16 protein-coding genes are annotated in these 13,440 nt (G+C 60.6%); 1 reads left to right on the top strand and 15 read right to left on the bottom strand.

The window, feature by feature from the left end:
• Positions 1 to 93: 93 nt before the first annotated feature.
• The gene (locus ABDB84_RS10630) at positions 94 to 1,236 is read right to left on the bottom strand and encodes a pectinesterase family protein (protein ID WP_345919705.1); all 1,143 of its coding nucleotides are present in this window, start codon (positions 1,234 to 1,236) and stop codon (positions 94 to 96) included.
• Positions 1,237 to 1,641: 405 nt separating this feature from the next.
• Between ABDB84_RS10630 and ABDB84_RS10625 the strand changes: the two genes are divergently transcribed.
• Positions 1,642 to 1,947, top strand: coding sequence for a hypothetical protein (locus ABDB84_RS10625; RefSeq protein WP_345919704.1), 306 nt, complete (start codon positions 1,642 to 1,644; stop codon positions 1,945 to 1,947).
• 285 nt (positions 1,948 to 2,232) lie between these two features.
• Here ABDB84_RS10625 and ABDB84_RS10620 read toward each other — a convergent pair whose 3' ends face one another.
• The 14 genes from ABDB84_RS10620 to fliJ form a co-directional block, all read right to left on the bottom strand.
• Entirely contained in the window at positions 2,233 to 3,957 is a 1,725-nt protein-coding gene (locus tag ABDB84_RS10620) for a tetratricopeptide repeat protein (RefSeq protein WP_345919703.1), read from the bottom strand.
• Positions 3,958 to 4,223: 266 nt separating this feature from the next.
• Entirely contained in the window at positions 4,224 to 4,505 is a 282-nt protein-coding gene (locus tag ABDB84_RS10615) for a TIGR02647 family protein (RefSeq protein WP_345919702.1), read from the bottom strand.
• Between the two features lie 165 nt (positions 4,506 to 4,670).
• Positions 4,671 to 4,934, bottom strand: coding sequence for a cell division topological specificity factor MinE (minE, locus tag ABDB84_RS10610; protein ID WP_345919701.1), 264 nt, complete (start codon positions 4,932 to 4,934; stop codon positions 4,671 to 4,673).
• Between the two features lies 1 nt (position 4,935).
• Entirely contained in the window at positions 4,936 to 5,751 is an 816-nt protein-coding gene (minD, locus tag ABDB84_RS10605) for a septum site-determining protein MinD (RefSeq protein ID WP_345919700.1), read from the bottom strand.
• Positions 5,752 to 5,881: 130 nt separating this feature from the next.
• Positions 5,882 to 6,661, bottom strand: coding sequence for a septum site-determining protein MinC (minC, locus tag ABDB84_RS10600; RefSeq protein WP_345919699.1), 780 nt, complete (start codon positions 6,659 to 6,661; stop codon positions 5,882 to 5,884).
• A 118-nt stretch (positions 6,662 to 6,779) separates the two neighbouring features.
• Entirely contained in the window at positions 6,780 to 7,565 is a 786-nt protein-coding gene (gene fliR / locus ABDB84_RS10595) for a flagellar biosynthetic protein FliR (protein ID WP_345919698.1), read from the bottom strand.
• Positions 7,566 to 7,602: 37 nt separating this feature from the next.
• Complete coding sequence (fliQ, locus tag ABDB84_RS10590) at positions 7,603 to 7,872, bottom strand: flagellar biosynthesis protein FliQ (protein ID WP_345919697.1); 270 nt, start codon at positions 7,870 to 7,872, stop codon at positions 7,603 to 7,605.
• 31 nt (positions 7,873 to 7,903) lie between these two features.
• Complete coding sequence (gene fliP, locus ABDB84_RS10585) at positions 7,904 to 8,662, bottom strand: flagellar type III secretion system pore protein FliP (protein WP_345919696.1); 759 nt, start codon at positions 8,660 to 8,662, stop codon at positions 7,904 to 7,906.
• Entirely contained in the window at positions 8,652 to 9,077 is a 426-nt protein-coding gene (gene fliO, locus ABDB84_RS10580) for a flagellar biosynthetic protein FliO (protein WP_345919695.1), read from the bottom strand. The genes fliP and fliO overlap by 11 nt, the downstream gene beginning before the upstream one ends.
• A 149-nt stretch (positions 9,078 to 9,226) precedes the next feature.
• The gene (gene fliN / locus ABDB84_RS10575) at positions 9,227 to 9,637 is read right to left on the bottom strand and encodes a flagellar motor switch protein FliN (RefSeq protein WP_345919694.1); all 411 of its coding nucleotides are present in this window, start codon (positions 9,635 to 9,637) and stop codon (positions 9,227 to 9,229) included.
• On the bottom strand, positions 9,630 to 10,652 hold the full coding sequence (gene fliM / locus ABDB84_RS10570; RefSeq protein WP_345919693.1) for a flagellar motor switch protein FliM: 1,023 nt from the start codon (positions 10,650 to 10,652) through the stop codon (positions 9,630 to 9,632). The genes fliN and fliM overlap by 8 nt, the downstream gene beginning before the upstream one ends.
• Before the next feature lie 16 nt (positions 10,653 to 10,668).
• Positions 10,669 to 11,250: a flagellar basal body-associated FliL family protein gene (locus tag ABDB84_RS10565; RefSeq protein WP_345919692.1), complete on the bottom strand. Its 582-nt coding sequence runs from the start codon at positions 11,248 to 11,250 to the stop codon at positions 10,669 to 10,671.
• A 192-nt stretch (positions 11,251 to 11,442) separates the two neighbouring features.
• Positions 11,443 to 12,930, bottom strand: coding sequence for a flagellar hook-length control protein FliK (locus tag ABDB84_RS10560; RefSeq protein WP_345919691.1), 1,488 nt, complete (start codon positions 12,928 to 12,930; stop codon positions 11,443 to 11,445).
• A 67-nt stretch (positions 12,931 to 12,997) separates the two neighbouring features.
• On the bottom strand, positions 12,998 to 13,438 hold the full coding sequence (fliJ, locus tag ABDB84_RS10555) for a flagellar export protein FliJ (protein WP_345919690.1): 441 nt from the start codon (positions 13,436 to 13,438) through the stop codon (positions 12,998 to 13,000).
• Positions 13,439 to 13,440 lie beyond the last annotated feature (2 nt).

The raw sequence follows: 13,440 nt of genomic DNA, 5'->3' as shown, positions 1-13,440 counted from the left end.
TAGCCCCTAGCCCCTAGCCCCTAGCCCCTAGCCCCTAGCTAATAAAAAAGCCCGCAGGCAAAACCTGCGGGCTTTTCATTGATGGCAGGCTACTTAGTTACCGCTGCCGGCGCCGCTGTTGTTGTACTCGTAGAAGCGGTTGGCCGAGTAGCTGCAGCCTGATGAGCAGTATGGACGGCTGATCGTGGATGAACCCCAGGGCGCTTTGAGGATCACATGGCCGCTGATCGCGGTGTCGCGGATCACGGCCTGGCCGTTCGGCGAGCTGCCGTTCTTGTAGTTCGACAGCGAGCCTACGCTCTCATCCCAGGCGCGGCCCAGATAGACCGAATTGCTGGCCGAACCGCTCTGGGTCAGCTTGCTGTTGATGATCAGGAAGCCGTAATTGTTGCTCGCCGCCGTGCTCGGCGCGAGGATCGCACCGTTGCTCTTGCGGGCCGTCAGATAACGGATTTCGACATTGTTGAACACCGCCGTGCCACGACCGAAGATGAAGTCGGTATCGCCCTCGACATAGCTGTTGAGGAAGTAGTGGTGAGCCACGGTCGTGGCCGAGGCGGTGTAGCTGAGCAGGGTGTCCTGGTTGCCCAGCACGCGCACGTTCTCGTAGATCTGCTGATCGCCCTGTGCCATCAAGGCAACGGCTGCCTGATTGCTGCTTGAATAAGTGTCTTCTTTGTAGTCGTTCGAGATGCTGATGTTCTTGGCGCGGAAGCCTGCCGAGAAGGCCGAGAACGTGGCACTGCCGGCCGTACCGTAGGTGGTGGCGGAGGCGTTCGGCGTGCAGGCATTGGCCGAGGTCCCCGAAGACTTCGGCTTCGGGTTGGCATTGTTGTACACGATCACCGTCTTGCTGGCATCGCTATTGCTGCTGTAGAGGGTGATCGGCGGTGCGGCACTGGGGACACAAACCACTTCACGGTAGGTGCCAGCCTTGACGGCGATGTAGATGCGCGAGCTGCCGCCGGCATTGACTGCAGCGGTGATGGCCGCCTGCACGGTTTTGTGCGTGCCCGAACCGTCCGCCGCGACGGTGTATTTGGCGCTGAAGCCCGAGACGCTGCCGACACCGCCTGTAGGGTCCCAGCTACCCATGTATTTGGCAATGGTGTAGCTGGCTGCGCTGCTGCTTGAGAGCTGTGGTCGCGTCGAGGTGCTGCTGACGGCCAGTGCGTTGCCGATCAGGCAGGCGCCAAGGGTCGCCAGCACGGCATGACGCAGTGCGAAATTACGCATGATGCTTGTCTCCTTTTATTGGTATGAGGGCGGTGTGGCATGCCCGTATTCATCTTACGGATCGATCTTCCGGAGCTGCGGTGAAAATTTCACGGCTGGCGCAAGAAAGCCGTTCGAACATGCGAATTGGAAGCGCGCCCCCGTGGCTGCCTGAAGTGCCGGGCTGACGCTGATTTACGCCGTTTTGCCTGCGCCATAATCCCTGCGCTGGCCTGCTGCTAAGCTTGGTGGGGTGCGGGCTATGGTGCTAGCCGTCGGTTTTGCAGCTTGAGCACTGCCCAGAATTTCAGGGTTTGATCAATGAACATCGCTTGGCCTGTATGCCTGATTCATGTCCGGGTCTGGTTTGTCTGTGTCTTGCTTATCAGCTTGAGTGCCTGTGGCGGTAGCAGCACGGATAGCACGGTGACGAGCACCAACAGCGGGCTGAGTATCGACGCGCTGGTGTATTCGCCCAGCGCTCCGCGAAGCGGCTATCCGGTCTCCGTCAGTGCCTCCGTGACGGCCTCCAGCGAGCTTGCGGCGGCGGGCATACGCTATGTCTGGACGCAAACCTCAGGCCCAGCGCTGGCGCTGACCGGAACGACTGCGGAGAGTGTGTCGTTCACGGCGCCGACCGTCAGCAGCACCAGCAACGTCGTCTTGAGTCTCAGCGTGAGCGCGGGCAGTTTGAGTGCCACGCGCAGCATTCTGATCAGCATCGAGCCTTGATGGCATAAGCATGACGAGCCCCCCTCGAATACTGTCGGGAACTCAAGCATTCTTGCCTCAGCGGGGCACGCCGGCTCTGCTGCGTGAAGTGCCATCCTGAGCCCTGAGTCACTGCAGATTGAATCTGGTCTGTCCATTCATGGGCAGGCCTTGAGTGGATGAGGATTTTCTACTTGCGTGGAGGCCGAATCCGCTCAGCGTCCGGGAGCGACATCCGCTTGTGTTGCTGTTCTGCGAGGGCGCTATGAACACGCTCTCGTCGTAATGTATGCGTGTCGTTCAGGCTCAGCCAGCTGAGCGTGCAGGTGTCGCGCTGCTCATGATTTTCTCCAAAACAGACAGGTATACCTTTGCTTCTGCGATGTTGGCGTCGTCCGGGAAGTGAGTAATCACTGCGCGCAGCATTTTGATGGCTTGCTCATCCTTGCGGAGAAACTCACTGGAGATTTTCGCACCCAGTAAAAAAACAGCCGCCGTGTCTTTGTGCTTGGGGAAGCGCTTTTCGAAGCCGCGGATGAGCTCGATGGCACACTTGTAATCGCGTTTCTGATAAGCGGCTTGGGCTAGCGGAAAGATAATGTTGCTGTCCGTGATGGCAAAAGAGGGATCCAGTTCACGCAGTTTTTGCAGAGCGCCTAGTCCTTCCACGCCGCGTTGAGCACGGGTCAGTGCGCTCAGCCATTGCTGGCCATGCGAGAGCGTGAGCTTCAGGTCGCCCTTGATGACATAGAGCTCGTGCATGCGCGTGTTTTGCACTGGATCGAAGCGGTCATAGCGCATGGCGTCCTTGAGCTCGGCAATGGCTTCGTCAACGTCGCCCGCTTCAAGTGCTGCCTGAATTTTTCGCTCCAGAGGATCTGTTGCTTCGTTCTTGCGTAGCGCAGCGTGTGCTGAACCGGCTTTGGCAATGCCAGACACGCCGCCAGCGCGTTGGTGGCTGTCGAAATCAACTGAAACATCAAGGCCGAGCTCCTGATGGTACTGATAGAGCGCATAACCCATCATCGCAAACAGCACCAAGCCGAGGTAGTTGGCGATACCCATTTCGAGTGGGAAGCGAATGTAGATGGGCCAGTGCTGGCCCGCTGACATGGCGAGCTGACGACTGCCCACGATGAGGAGAAACAGTGCCCACAAGGCAAAATAAGCTTTGCCCATGGCGTTGCCCAGGAGAAGGATGTTGCCGGGATTGAGTGCTTTGAAAAAGCGGTCTTCGAGCGCAATGACGATGGCTGAGGCCGGCAGCATCAGGCTCAGTGCGGCCATGATCAGCCAGAACCAGGTCGGTTGAAGTTTGAACCAGAGTGCATCGCCCAGTTGCGGGCGATACATTTCAAGAATCTCTGCACGATGCCTTGCACCGTCAGTATTCGCTGCTGTGTCGGAGCCTCCTGGCAAGGCGGACGGCATTGTTGCACTGAGCTCGCTGGACGAGAGCGCTCGATCCGCAGCATCTTCGTCGTCTTCGCCTGAGGCATTACGCTCCGTGGCGGCAGGTGCTGGTGCGCTGGCGGGCTTGGCGGAGTCTAGACCGATGCGCTGATTGAAGGCTTCCCTCTGGCGAGCGGCGTCTTCCATGGCTTTGCTTTGCTCAGCCTTGTAGCGCTCGAGAATGAGCGTCTGTGCGCTGGCGTCGTTCTTGATGCGTGAATCGAGCAGCTTGTTTCCGAGCGTGGCACCCGCCAGTAAAAATAGCGCGATGACCAGCCCGAATTTAGCGGGCCGTTTTTCGGGCCCCCAGAGATTATTGTCGACCGACTCGCTCTCGAACCGTCCCTGGGAAAACAGATCCAGAACATTGAACGCGTAGCGTAAGCCTAAGTAGGCGAGTGAGCCTTTGAGGATCAAGCCCAAGGAGCCGAAAGCCAGTCCTGCCAGAGCGCTGCCGGCAATGATGCAAACCATGAACACCAGTGGGCCAAGGCGAAAGGGAAACAGCAGGAAAAACGGGAGTTTTAGCCAGAACGGCGGAATGGCATCCTGTTTTGTGTGGACTGAAATTTCAGGCATCGATCACCACCCCCGGTAGCTCATTTGAGTATTTTATTTTGGCTTTTGATGAGGATGGTAACGGGATTTGATTTCAATCACTAGTCTTTGTCATAACGTATTTCGGCTGTTTTTAGGTCTTGTGAATAAATTCGTGGCCGTTGCAGGAAATTTAGGAAGTGAATTAAAAATAGTTTTTTAAATATACGAATTGAAAGGGCAATCAGCGAGCGGCAATAAAAAAGGCCTCCGATTTTGACGGAGGCCTTTGATCAACGCATTTTTGTTTAGCTGTAGGCCACAGTTTCGCTGTGTTCGACGCTGACACCGTTCGGACGCGAAGTCAGGATGCTGAGAATGATTTCTGCATGTTCGGCCGCATCGCGACCGAGGGGAGTGAGGTAGCCGCCATCGACCTGGGTAATCAGGCCTTTGCGATGCAGGCGCTGGCAGGTGGCGATGATCGCGGGTTCTGCTGTCTTGTGGATCTTGATGCCTTGTTGATTCGTAGCGAGGTCAAAACGGGCGAGGGTGTTGAGTTCCTCGATCAGTTCGGGCGTAAAGCGCATACCTGTCTCCTTTTATTGGGCGCAGCCATAGCATTCTGTAGCACTGCCCGCCGCGTGCTGATCGGTATCAACCCCAGTAGTTTTATTGTGAAAAAAGGCAGAGCGCGGTGTGTGGGGCGCAAAAAAGCCCGGCCGTGGCCGGGCTGGGCGCGCTGGCGCGGGCTTTTAACGGACGCCCGCTTCAGGCATCACGATATTCACTTCAAGCACTTCGTAGTTGTCGCGTTTTTCCAGTTGCACGGTGATGTCGTCGGCATTGATCTTGACGTACTTGGAGATCACGGCGACGAGGTCTTTTTGCAGCGCGGGCAGGAAGTCCGGCGCGCTCTCTTCGGCGCGCTGGTGGGCGATCACGAGGGTCAGCCGTTCCTTGGCGCGCGCGGCGGACTTGGGTTGGGCGGTGCCGAAAATCTTGTCGAGCCAGGACATTTCAAGCACCTCCGAACAAACGCTTGAGGAGGCCGGGCTTCTCGTAACTCACAAAGCGCAGCTCGCGCTCTTCGCCGAGGAAACGCGCAACGATGTCTTGGTAGGCGGCTGCAGCATCTTCTTCCTTGGCGTGGATCACGGGCGTGCCCGAGTTGGAGGCTTGCAGTACGCATTCGGCCTCGGGGATCACGCCGATCAGCGGAATGCGCAGCAGCTCCTGCACGTCCTTGTAGGAAAGCATTTCGCCTTCTTCAACGCGCTTGGGGCTGTAGCGGGTGATCAGCAGATGCTCCTTGACCGGCTCCTGGCCATCGCGCGCACGGCGGCTCTTGCTTTGCAGGATGCCCAGGATGCGGTCCGAGTCACGGATCGAGGAGACTTCCGGATTGGTGACGACGATGGCTTCGTCAGCAAAGGTCAGCGCCATGATGGCGCCATGCTCGATACCGGCGGGCGAGTCGCAGACGATGTAGTCGAAGCCCATGTGTTCGAGGTCCTTGATGACCTTCTCGACACCTTCTTCGGTCAGCGCGTCCTTGTCCCGCGTCTGCGAGGCGGGCAGCACGAAGAGGTTTTCGCAGTGCTTGTCCTTGATCAGGGCTTGATGCAGATTGGCGTCGCCGCTGATGACGTTGACGAAGTCATACACGACGCGACGCTCGCAACCCATGATCAGATCAAGGTTGCGCAGGCCCACATCGAAGTCGATGACGGCGGTCTTGAAACCACGCAGGGCGAGGCCCGACGCGAAACTGGCGCTGGAGGTTGTCTTGCCGACGCCACCTTTGCCAGACGTTACGACGATCACACGTGTCACGTTAAATCCTCTCTCGGTTATTGCGACTGGACACTGCATGGCAGCAGACTGCAAGTGTCGGCTGATCGTGATGCAGTTGTCCTGATGTTCGGGCTTTTAGCAAGCTTAACGGGTTTCCTGTCTGCAGGGGTCAATCGAGCAGCAAGGCTTCAATGTTGAGGCTTTGCTGGCCGTTCTGGTCTGCGCGCAGCACCGCATGCGCAGCTTTGCCGGCCAGGCTGGCGGCCAGGCCGCGTTCGAAGGTGCGATAGACGCCGGCAATCGACACCAGCTCAGGTGCAAAGCAGGTGGTGATGATACGGGCCTTGGTATTGCCTTGGGCGCCTGCCAGCGCGCGGCCACGCAGCGGGCCATAGCAGTGGATGCTGCCGTCGGCGATGACTTCGGCGCCATTGCTGACCCCGCCGATGATCACCACGTCGCTGCCGCGCGCATAGACTTGCTGGCCGGAGCGCAGCGGGCGCTCGATGATCATGGTGGCGGCAGCCGGTGGCGGCGAGACGTCCAGATTCACCTGGGGTGCCGGGCTCACCGGCTCGCTGGCGGCAGGCGCTGCGGCGGGGCTGGCGGCATCGACGGCGCGCTCGCCATTCATCTTTCCGCTGCCGGCATCGAGGATCGCCAAGCCTGCTTTGCGGGCGCTGCTCTCAAGGTGTTCGGGAACCTGTTTAACCGCCACCGGTTGCAGGCCGTAACGGCGCAGCAGACTCAGCAAACCCGCCCAGTCGGCGCGTTCGGGCGCCTTGTCGAGCTGGCTCAGATCGATGATGGTGGCTTCGCCAGCGAAGAACTCGCCCAGCCCGCCCAGCATGGTGTGCATGGTGTCGGAGAGCTTGACGTTGTCGAGTTCGCGAACGATGGCCGACATGGCGGAGAGGCTTCCGGCCTTGAACTCGATGGGCTTGGACATAGTGGGCGGACGCTCGTGGCGTTCATGAACAGGTAACAAAGCGCCTGAGTCTACTTTTTGAGGGGGTTTCGGGCAAGTCGCATGCGCGGTTTGGTGGCGATTGGCGTGTGAATACGCCCTAGGGAACCCAGTTGCGCGCGATGACGGCGATGTTGGCGATGCCTTCGTCAAAGACCCCTTCGAGCACGTAGGCGAGGGTCGGCATGCTCAGCCAGATGACGGCGATGCCGATGGTCGAGGTGATCGGAAAGCCGACCGCGAATAGATTGAGTTGCGGGGCCGCACGCGTCAGCACGGCCAGCGCGATATTGGTCATGAGCAGGGCGGCGACCACCGGCAGGGAGAGCAGCAGGCCGGTGGAAAAGATGATGCTGCCGCTGCGTGCCAGCAGCAGCCAGCCATCGGCGCGCATTGGCTTGGCAGAGATCGGTAGCCATTCAAAGCTGTGTGCCAGTGCGTCGATGAGCATCAAGTGGCCGTTGAGTGAGAGAAATAGCAGTGATGCGATGATGCCGATGATCGAGGCGATGACGGCGGTTTGACCCTGCGTTTGCGGGTCAAAAAATGAGGCGAAGGAGAGCCCCATCTGCAGGCCGATCAGTGAGCCCGCCGCATCGACGGCAGCAAACACCACGCGCATGACAAAGCCCAGGCCGGCGCCGATCAGCATCTGTTCGGCGAGGATGGCGAGGCCGATGTAACTGCCCGGATCGCTCATGTTCTGTGGCGGCAGCGAGGCGGCCACGGCAAAGCCGATGGCCAGGCCAACAATCAGCTTGACCCGCTGTGGAATGCCGGAGTTGCTGAAGATCGGCGCGGCGGCCAGAAAGGCAAGCACGCGCACCATGGGAAAGACCCAGGCGACGATCATGGCATTGAGCTGGGCCGTGGTGATCTGCAGCATTGGTGGTGGTGCCTGTCGTGGGCTCAGTGCGCTGGTGCTAGCCGATGATGCCGGGTATCGATTCGAAGAGGCGGCGGATGTAGTCGGTGAGCAGGGTGATCATCCACGGCCCGACCAGGATCAGCGTGCCGAACATCACCACCAGCTTGGGCACAAAGGACAGGGTGGCTTCGTTGATCTGCGTGGCCGCCTGCAGGATGCTGATCAGCAGCCCAGTGGCCAGGGCGGCGATGAACATCGGCGCCGCCACCAGCAAGGCAATGATCATGGCTTCGCGTCCGAGCTCAACTACAGTGGTTGGGGTCATCTCCGGGCTCCTTGAATGATCTGTTGGGGGCTTAGCCGAAGCTGCCGACGAGGGAGGCGATCAGCAGGTTCCAGCCATCGACCAGCACGAACAGCATGATCTTGAAGGGGAGCGAGATGATCACCGGTGACATCATCATCATGCCCATCGACATCAGCACCGAGGCCACCACCATGTCGATGACCAGGAAGGGCAGGAAGACGATGAAGCCGATCTGGAAGGCAGTCTTCAGCTCGCTGGTGACGAAGGCTGGCACGATCACGCGCATCGGCAGATCAGAGGCCTTTTCGACCTTGGGCACCTTGGCCAGCTTGGTGAAGAGTGAGAGATCGCTGTCGCGCATCTGGCGCAGCATGAAAGCTTTGACCGGCACCGATGCACGTACGATGGCTTCATCAAACTGGATCTGGTTGCTCGATAGCGGCACCCAGGCGTCGGTATAGACCTTGTCGATGACCGGCGACATGACAAAGAAGGTGAGGAACAGCGACAGGCCGACGATCACTTGATTCGGCGGCGAGGTCTGGGTGCCCATGGCCTGACGCAGCATCGACATGACGATGATGATGCGCGTGAAACCACTCATCATCAGCACGATGGCCGGGATGAAGGTCAGCGAAGTCATCATGATCAGAGTCTGCAGCGACAGACTCCAGGTCGTGCCGCCACCGGGCGCGGGCGTGCTGGTCAGCGCCGGCATGGCTTGCGCGAGTGCCTCGGGTGAGCTCAAGAGCGCCGCGCCAAGCAGGGCGGCGCAAGGCAGGGCACGACACAGGCGCTTACGAAGCATGGCGCTTCTCCAGCAGCTGGCGCAGGCGCGCAGCGAAATCTGCGCTGACCGGTTGCGCCGCAGCTTCTTTCATCGGCAATTCGGCGGCATCCAGTACGTGCAAGGCATTGACGCGGCCGGGCGTGACACCGAGCACCAGCACCTTGCTGCCGACATTGAGCAGCACCACGCGCTCGCGTGGGCCGACGTGGGTGGCGCCGATCACCTTGAGCCCATCGATGATCTGGCTGCGTCCCGCTTGCAGGCGGCGCAGCAGGAACAAGGTACCGATCAGCGCGGCCAGCACGATGACCAGGCCGAACAGCATTTGCGCAATGCTGCCTGCGGTGGAAGGCAGTGCTTCGTTGGCGTGCGCGCTGCTGGCGCAGAGTGCCGGCAGCAGGGCAGCCGGAATTCGGGAGGAGATGGGCTTCACGGCGTGTTGACTGAATGTATCTGCATGCTGCGCAGATTACGCATTGAAGCCGGTGTTGACTGGGCGGAGAAGGGGCGAAAAACAGCGGCAAATCTTGCCGGTTGCGACGCACATGCGCGGCTTTGCCGCACGCGTGCGCCGGATGCTGATTAGTTGCGCAGTTTGCGCACGCGTTCGGAGGGGGTGATGATGTCGGTCAGGCGGATGCCGAACTTGTCATTGACGACGACCACCTCACCTTGAGCGATCAGGGTGCCATTGACCAGCACGTCCATCGGTTCGCCGGCCAGGGCGTCGAGCTCCACCACCGAACCGTGGGCCAGTTGCAGCAGGTTGCGGATCGAGATCTTGGTGCGGCCGAGCTCGACCGTCAGTTGCACGGGGATGTCGAGGATCAGGTCGAAGTCGTTCATCGAGGTGGTCTTCGGCGCGGTGCCGTCAAAGCTCTGGAAGCTGGCCGGCTGCGCGGCGGCGTGGCCATTGTCTTCCACCGCCTGCTCCTGCATGGCGGCGGCCCAATCGTCTTCGCTGACTTCTGTTTCGTTGTCGATATCAGCCATCTTGTTGTACTCCCAGTTTGCTGGCGATCAGGTTGATTTCCTTGTCCTCCGGGGCGATGAAGCGATCGACCTTGAGTGCATAGTGTCCGCCCTGCACGCCGTATTGGCATTCGAGCACGCCCACGCCATCGACGTGGGCCTGGACCGAGGTGCTGACATCGAGCGGAATCACGTCGCCAGCCTTGAAATTGACAATGTCACGCAGGGTGACGGTGGCGGTTGCCAGGCGCGCGATCAGTTCGATGTCGACGGCCTGCACCTGTTTGGTCATCAGGCTGACCCAGCGCTTGTCCTGCGTGATGTGGTCCGACTGCATCGAGCTGTAGAGCACATCGCGAATCGGTTCGACCATTGAATAGGGCAGGCAGATATGCATGTCGGCCTGCGCGCCGCCGAATTCCAGGGTGAAGGAGGTGGCGACGACGATTTCGCTGGGTGTGGCGATGTTGGCGAACTGCGAATTCATTTCCGAGCGGATGTACTCGAACTGCAGCGTGAACACCGGCGCCCAGGCGCGTTCGTATTCGGCGAACACCACCTTGAGCAAGCCCTGGATGATGCGCTGCTCGGTGGCCGTGAAGTCACGGCCTTCAACGCGGGTGTGGAAACGGCCGTCGCCGCCGAACATGTTGTCGACGACGAGGAACACCAGGTCCGGATCGAAGACCATCAAACCCGTGCCGCGCAGCGGCTTGGCGAGGACCAGGTTCAGATTGGTCGGCACCACCAGGTTGCGCACGAACTCGCTGTACTTCTGCACGCGGATCGGGCCGACCGAGACTTCCGCATTGCGGTGCATGTAGTTGAACAAGCCGATCCGCAGGTAGCGCGCAAAGCGCTCGTGGATGAGTTCGAGCGTGGGCATGCGCCCGCGCACGATGCGTTCCTGCGTGGCCAGGTCATAGGTGCGTATGCCGGCTTCGCCACCGCCGGCGTCATCGGGCTCGTCAAGCTCCCCCGTGACGCCCTTGAGGAGGGCATCAACTTCTTCCTGGGAGAGAAAATCCTGGGCCATGACGAATTCGTCCCGTCTATTGCACGATGAACTGGGTGAAGAACACGCCCTTGATCGGGCCCTCGGGCTCTTCTTCCACCTTGCTCTTGCGGCGGCTGCGCTTGGGCGGCTCGAAACCCATGGCTTCGTTCACGACATCCTGGATCTCGGTGGAGAGGCCTTCACGGCCATCCGGCGAGGTCACTTCGGCCGCCTTCTTGGCGGCCGCGAGACTGAGGATTTCATGGCGGATGCGCGGCATCATGGTCTTGAGCTCTTCGCCTTTCTTGTCATCTTCAACCTGCAGCGAAACCGACATCTGCAGGAACTGGTCGCCGCCGCTGCCATCGGGCTGCAGGTTCACCGTGAAAGGTTCCAGCGCCACGAAAACCGGCGGCTTTTCAGGCTCGCCCTTTTTTTCTTCCTGATGTGCTTCGCTATTGCCATGCTCGTCGACGGCTACAGCCGCCGTCTTGTGTCCGATCACGTAGCCCGCTGCGGCCCCCACAACGAGGGTGATGACGGCCACACCAATGATGGTGAACAGCAGTTTCTTGCTCTTTTTGGGCGCTACCGCTGCGCCTGCATCTGCCGCTTTACTGGCTTCCTTGCTCGACATGTCAGATCACCTAACCAATTCAATCCATGAGTTCCGGCGGCGTTTGCTGCGCGTGCGTGCAGCGCATGCTGTCGCCACCTGCGACTTGTGCATTGTCTTCTGGCAATGCAGGTCGCCAAGCTCTGAATAACGGACAAAGCCGGTCCCAAATGAAGGCTTGCCCGAAAATTCTTTGCTTTTCATGGTCTTCGATCAGGCGAAGGTATCGACCAGGCCATTGCCTTGTCGCGTCCAGCTGGTACTGCGCAGCTCACCGATGCCACCGCTTGCCGCGAGGCTGTTACTGCCGCGACGGTTGCTGCCATAGGGATTGCTCTGCGCACTCTGATGGCTCTGACCACTTTGCCCGCTCTGGCCGGCACTGACATCGGCCTGGCCGAGCTGGATGCCCGACTGCGCCAGCGCTTCACGCAGGCGCGGCATGGCGTCTTGCAGGGCTTCACGCGCCACCGGGTTCTGCGCGACGAAGCTGGCGCTGGCCTGGTCACCATTGAGATTGATCGAGATCTCGATGCGCCCCATCTGCGGCGGCGTGAGGACCAGGTCGGCACGGCCGTTATCGTTCTTGCTCGACCACACCACCTGCTGGCTGACTTCTTCGGCCCAGCCGTGGCGCCCGACCGGGGTGTTGATCGCGTGTTGCGGCGCGGCGGCGTGCGGCACGCCCTGCAGATTCGACGAGGCAGTCTGTTGCAGCATGGTGTTGCCGACCTGTTCGTTGCCGGCACTGGCTTGCTCCAGCGCGCTGGCAAAGTCGGACTTGCTGGCGGCCAGCCTGTCTTGTGCGATCTTGTCGCTGCCGCCCGCATTGGCCAGCTCCAGCAGCGGTTTACCTGAGCTGTGGCTGTCCGACTGGGCCGCGCCTTCGCGGCGTTCGCCCGGGCTCTGTTCCTGCTGAGCCCCGCCGTTGCCCGCGCGTGGCGAGTCGCCAAGCGGCAGGGCGCTTTTTTCCGTCGGGCTGGCAAGGTTTGCCGTGGTGGCGGCAGGCTTTTCCGTCGTCGTACTCAATGTTGCCGGGTTTGGCGGCAGCGCCGCTGCGCTGTCCGGCACGGTACTGGCAGCGGCGGCTGCGGCATCGCTCGCATCCTCCAGCTTGGCGCCGGCCGCCGAAAAACGTGTCGGCACATTGGCGCTGGCGATGATCGCGGCGGTATCGCTGGCCTCGGTCGTCGTGGCCGGCGTATTGCGCCCAAGTTGCTGCGAGGCCTGCGCCTGGATGCCGGCAGCGCTGAGCATCTGCGCCATTTCGGCGGGGCTCAGCGGCTTGTCGGCGGGGTTGAGCAGCGGGGCTGCCGGCACTTCCTCGGCGCTGCGCTGCGCTGCATCGGCGGGCTCGGCAGGGGTCTTGGGGCTCTCGGGCGCCGCTTCCGGGGTGGCTTCGGCCGTATCGGCAGGCTTTTCCGCAGTGGTTTTTTCGCTGTTCTGCGAGCCTTCCTGCGGCTTGCGGGCAGCGTTTGCGGCGGGCTTTTGCGCACCCTGCGTGGTCTTGGCGAGCGGGCTCTGTTGCGCCAGCTCGGCTTGGCTGGGCGCCGGCGTCATAGCGCTTTGCTTGTCTTGCAGCACGCGTGCGAAATCGGATGAAGCATTGTCGGCAGCATTCGCATTCATGCGTGCATTGCCGCCGGGCAGCGCGGCAACGGGGCTGAGCGGTATGACTGGACTGACTTGGGCTTCCGCCATGGCAGCTTCCTCTTGATGTGTCTGGACGGACTACAGCAAGGCGTGTGCCATGGCGCCGCAGCGCGGTTTATTCGTCGGTCTTGCGATAGAGCTTGATGGCGTGCTCGTCGCTTTGCCGCTGTTCCTGTTTGTTGTGGATGTGCTGGGCTTGCGCGATCTGGCGTTGCGAGAGGGCGTCGAAGGCCTTCATGCGGTTGCGTTCGTGCACCCACTGCTGCTGGCCGTTGGCGGTCATGTTGCGCGAATGCTCAACGACTTTCTGCTGCTGCCCGATGGCTTCGTCGAGCTTGTTGATGAAGCCGCTGTAGTTACGCCAGGCGTCGGGGCCGATGCCGGTCTGCGCGGCCTGCATGAAGCGTTCGCGGTATTCCTTGCGGTATTGCATCAGCATGTCGAGCTTGACCTCGCAGGCTTGTTCGCTGGCCAGCAGCTCGCCGAGGCGACGCGTGGCTTCGTCAACCTTGGTGTGGGCGTGTTCGAGCAGGGCCTTGATCGGACTGGATGCCATTT

The sequence above is a fragment of the Uliginosibacterium sediminicola genome (genome assembly GCF_039631295.1).
GTDB lineage: Bacteria > Pseudomonadota > Gammaproteobacteria > Burkholderiales > Rhodocyclaceae > Viridibacterium > Viridibacterium sediminicola.
This window is presented reverse-complemented; position numbering and strand designations above follow the sequence as displayed.

Excerpts from the sequence above, each read along its gene's own strand:
- fliR (WP_345919698.1), bottom strand. The coding sequence starts at position 7,565 with ATGCTGCAGATCACCACGGCCCAGCTCAATGCCATGATCGTCGCCTGG.
- fliM (WP_345919693.1), bottom strand. The coding sequence starts at position 10,652 with ATGGCCCAGGATTTTCTCTCCCAGGAAGAAGTTGATGCCCTCCTCAAG.
- ABDB84_RS10630 (WP_345919705.1), bottom strand. The coding sequence starts at position 1,236 with ATGCGTAATTTCGCACTGCGTCATGCCGTGCTGGCGACCCTTGGCGCC.
- minC (WP_345919699.1), bottom strand. The coding sequence starts at position 6,661 with ATGTCCAAGCCCATCGAGTTCAAGGCCGGAAGCCTCTCCGCCATGTCG.
- minE (WP_345919701.1), bottom strand. The coding sequence starts at position 4,934 with ATGTCCTGGCTCGACAAGATTTTCGGCACCGCCCAACCCAAGTCCGCC.
- fliP (WP_345919696.1), bottom strand. The coding sequence starts at position 8,662 with ATGCTTCGTAAGCGCCTGTGTCGTGCCCTGCCTTGCGCCGCCCTGCTT.
- ABDB84_RS10620 (WP_345919703.1), bottom strand. The coding sequence starts at position 3,957 with ATGCCTGAAATTTCAGTCCACACAAAACAGGATGCCATTCCGCCGTTC.
- ABDB84_RS10615 (WP_345919702.1), bottom strand. The coding sequence starts at position 4,505 with ATGCGCTTTACGCCCGAACTGATCGAGGAACTCAACACCCTCGCCCGT.
- fliQ (WP_345919697.1), bottom strand. The coding sequence starts at position 7,872 with ATGACCCCAACCACTGTAGTTGAGCTCGGACGCGAAGCCATGATCATT.
- fliN (WP_345919694.1), bottom strand. The coding sequence starts at position 9,637 with ATGGCTGATATCGACAACGAAACAGAAGTCAGCGAAGACGATTGGGCC.
- fliJ (WP_345919690.1), bottom strand. The coding sequence starts at position 13,438 with ATGGCATCCAGTCCGATCAAGGCCCTGCTCGAACACGCCCACACCAAG.
- ABDB84_RS10565 (WP_345919692.1), bottom strand. The coding sequence starts at position 11,250 with ATGTCGAGCAAGGAAGCCAGTAAAGCGGCAGATGCAGGCGCAGCGGTA.
- ABDB84_RS10560 (WP_345919691.1), bottom strand. The coding sequence starts at position 12,930 with ATGGCGGAAGCCCAAGTCAGTCCAGTCATACCGCTCAGCCCCGTTGCC.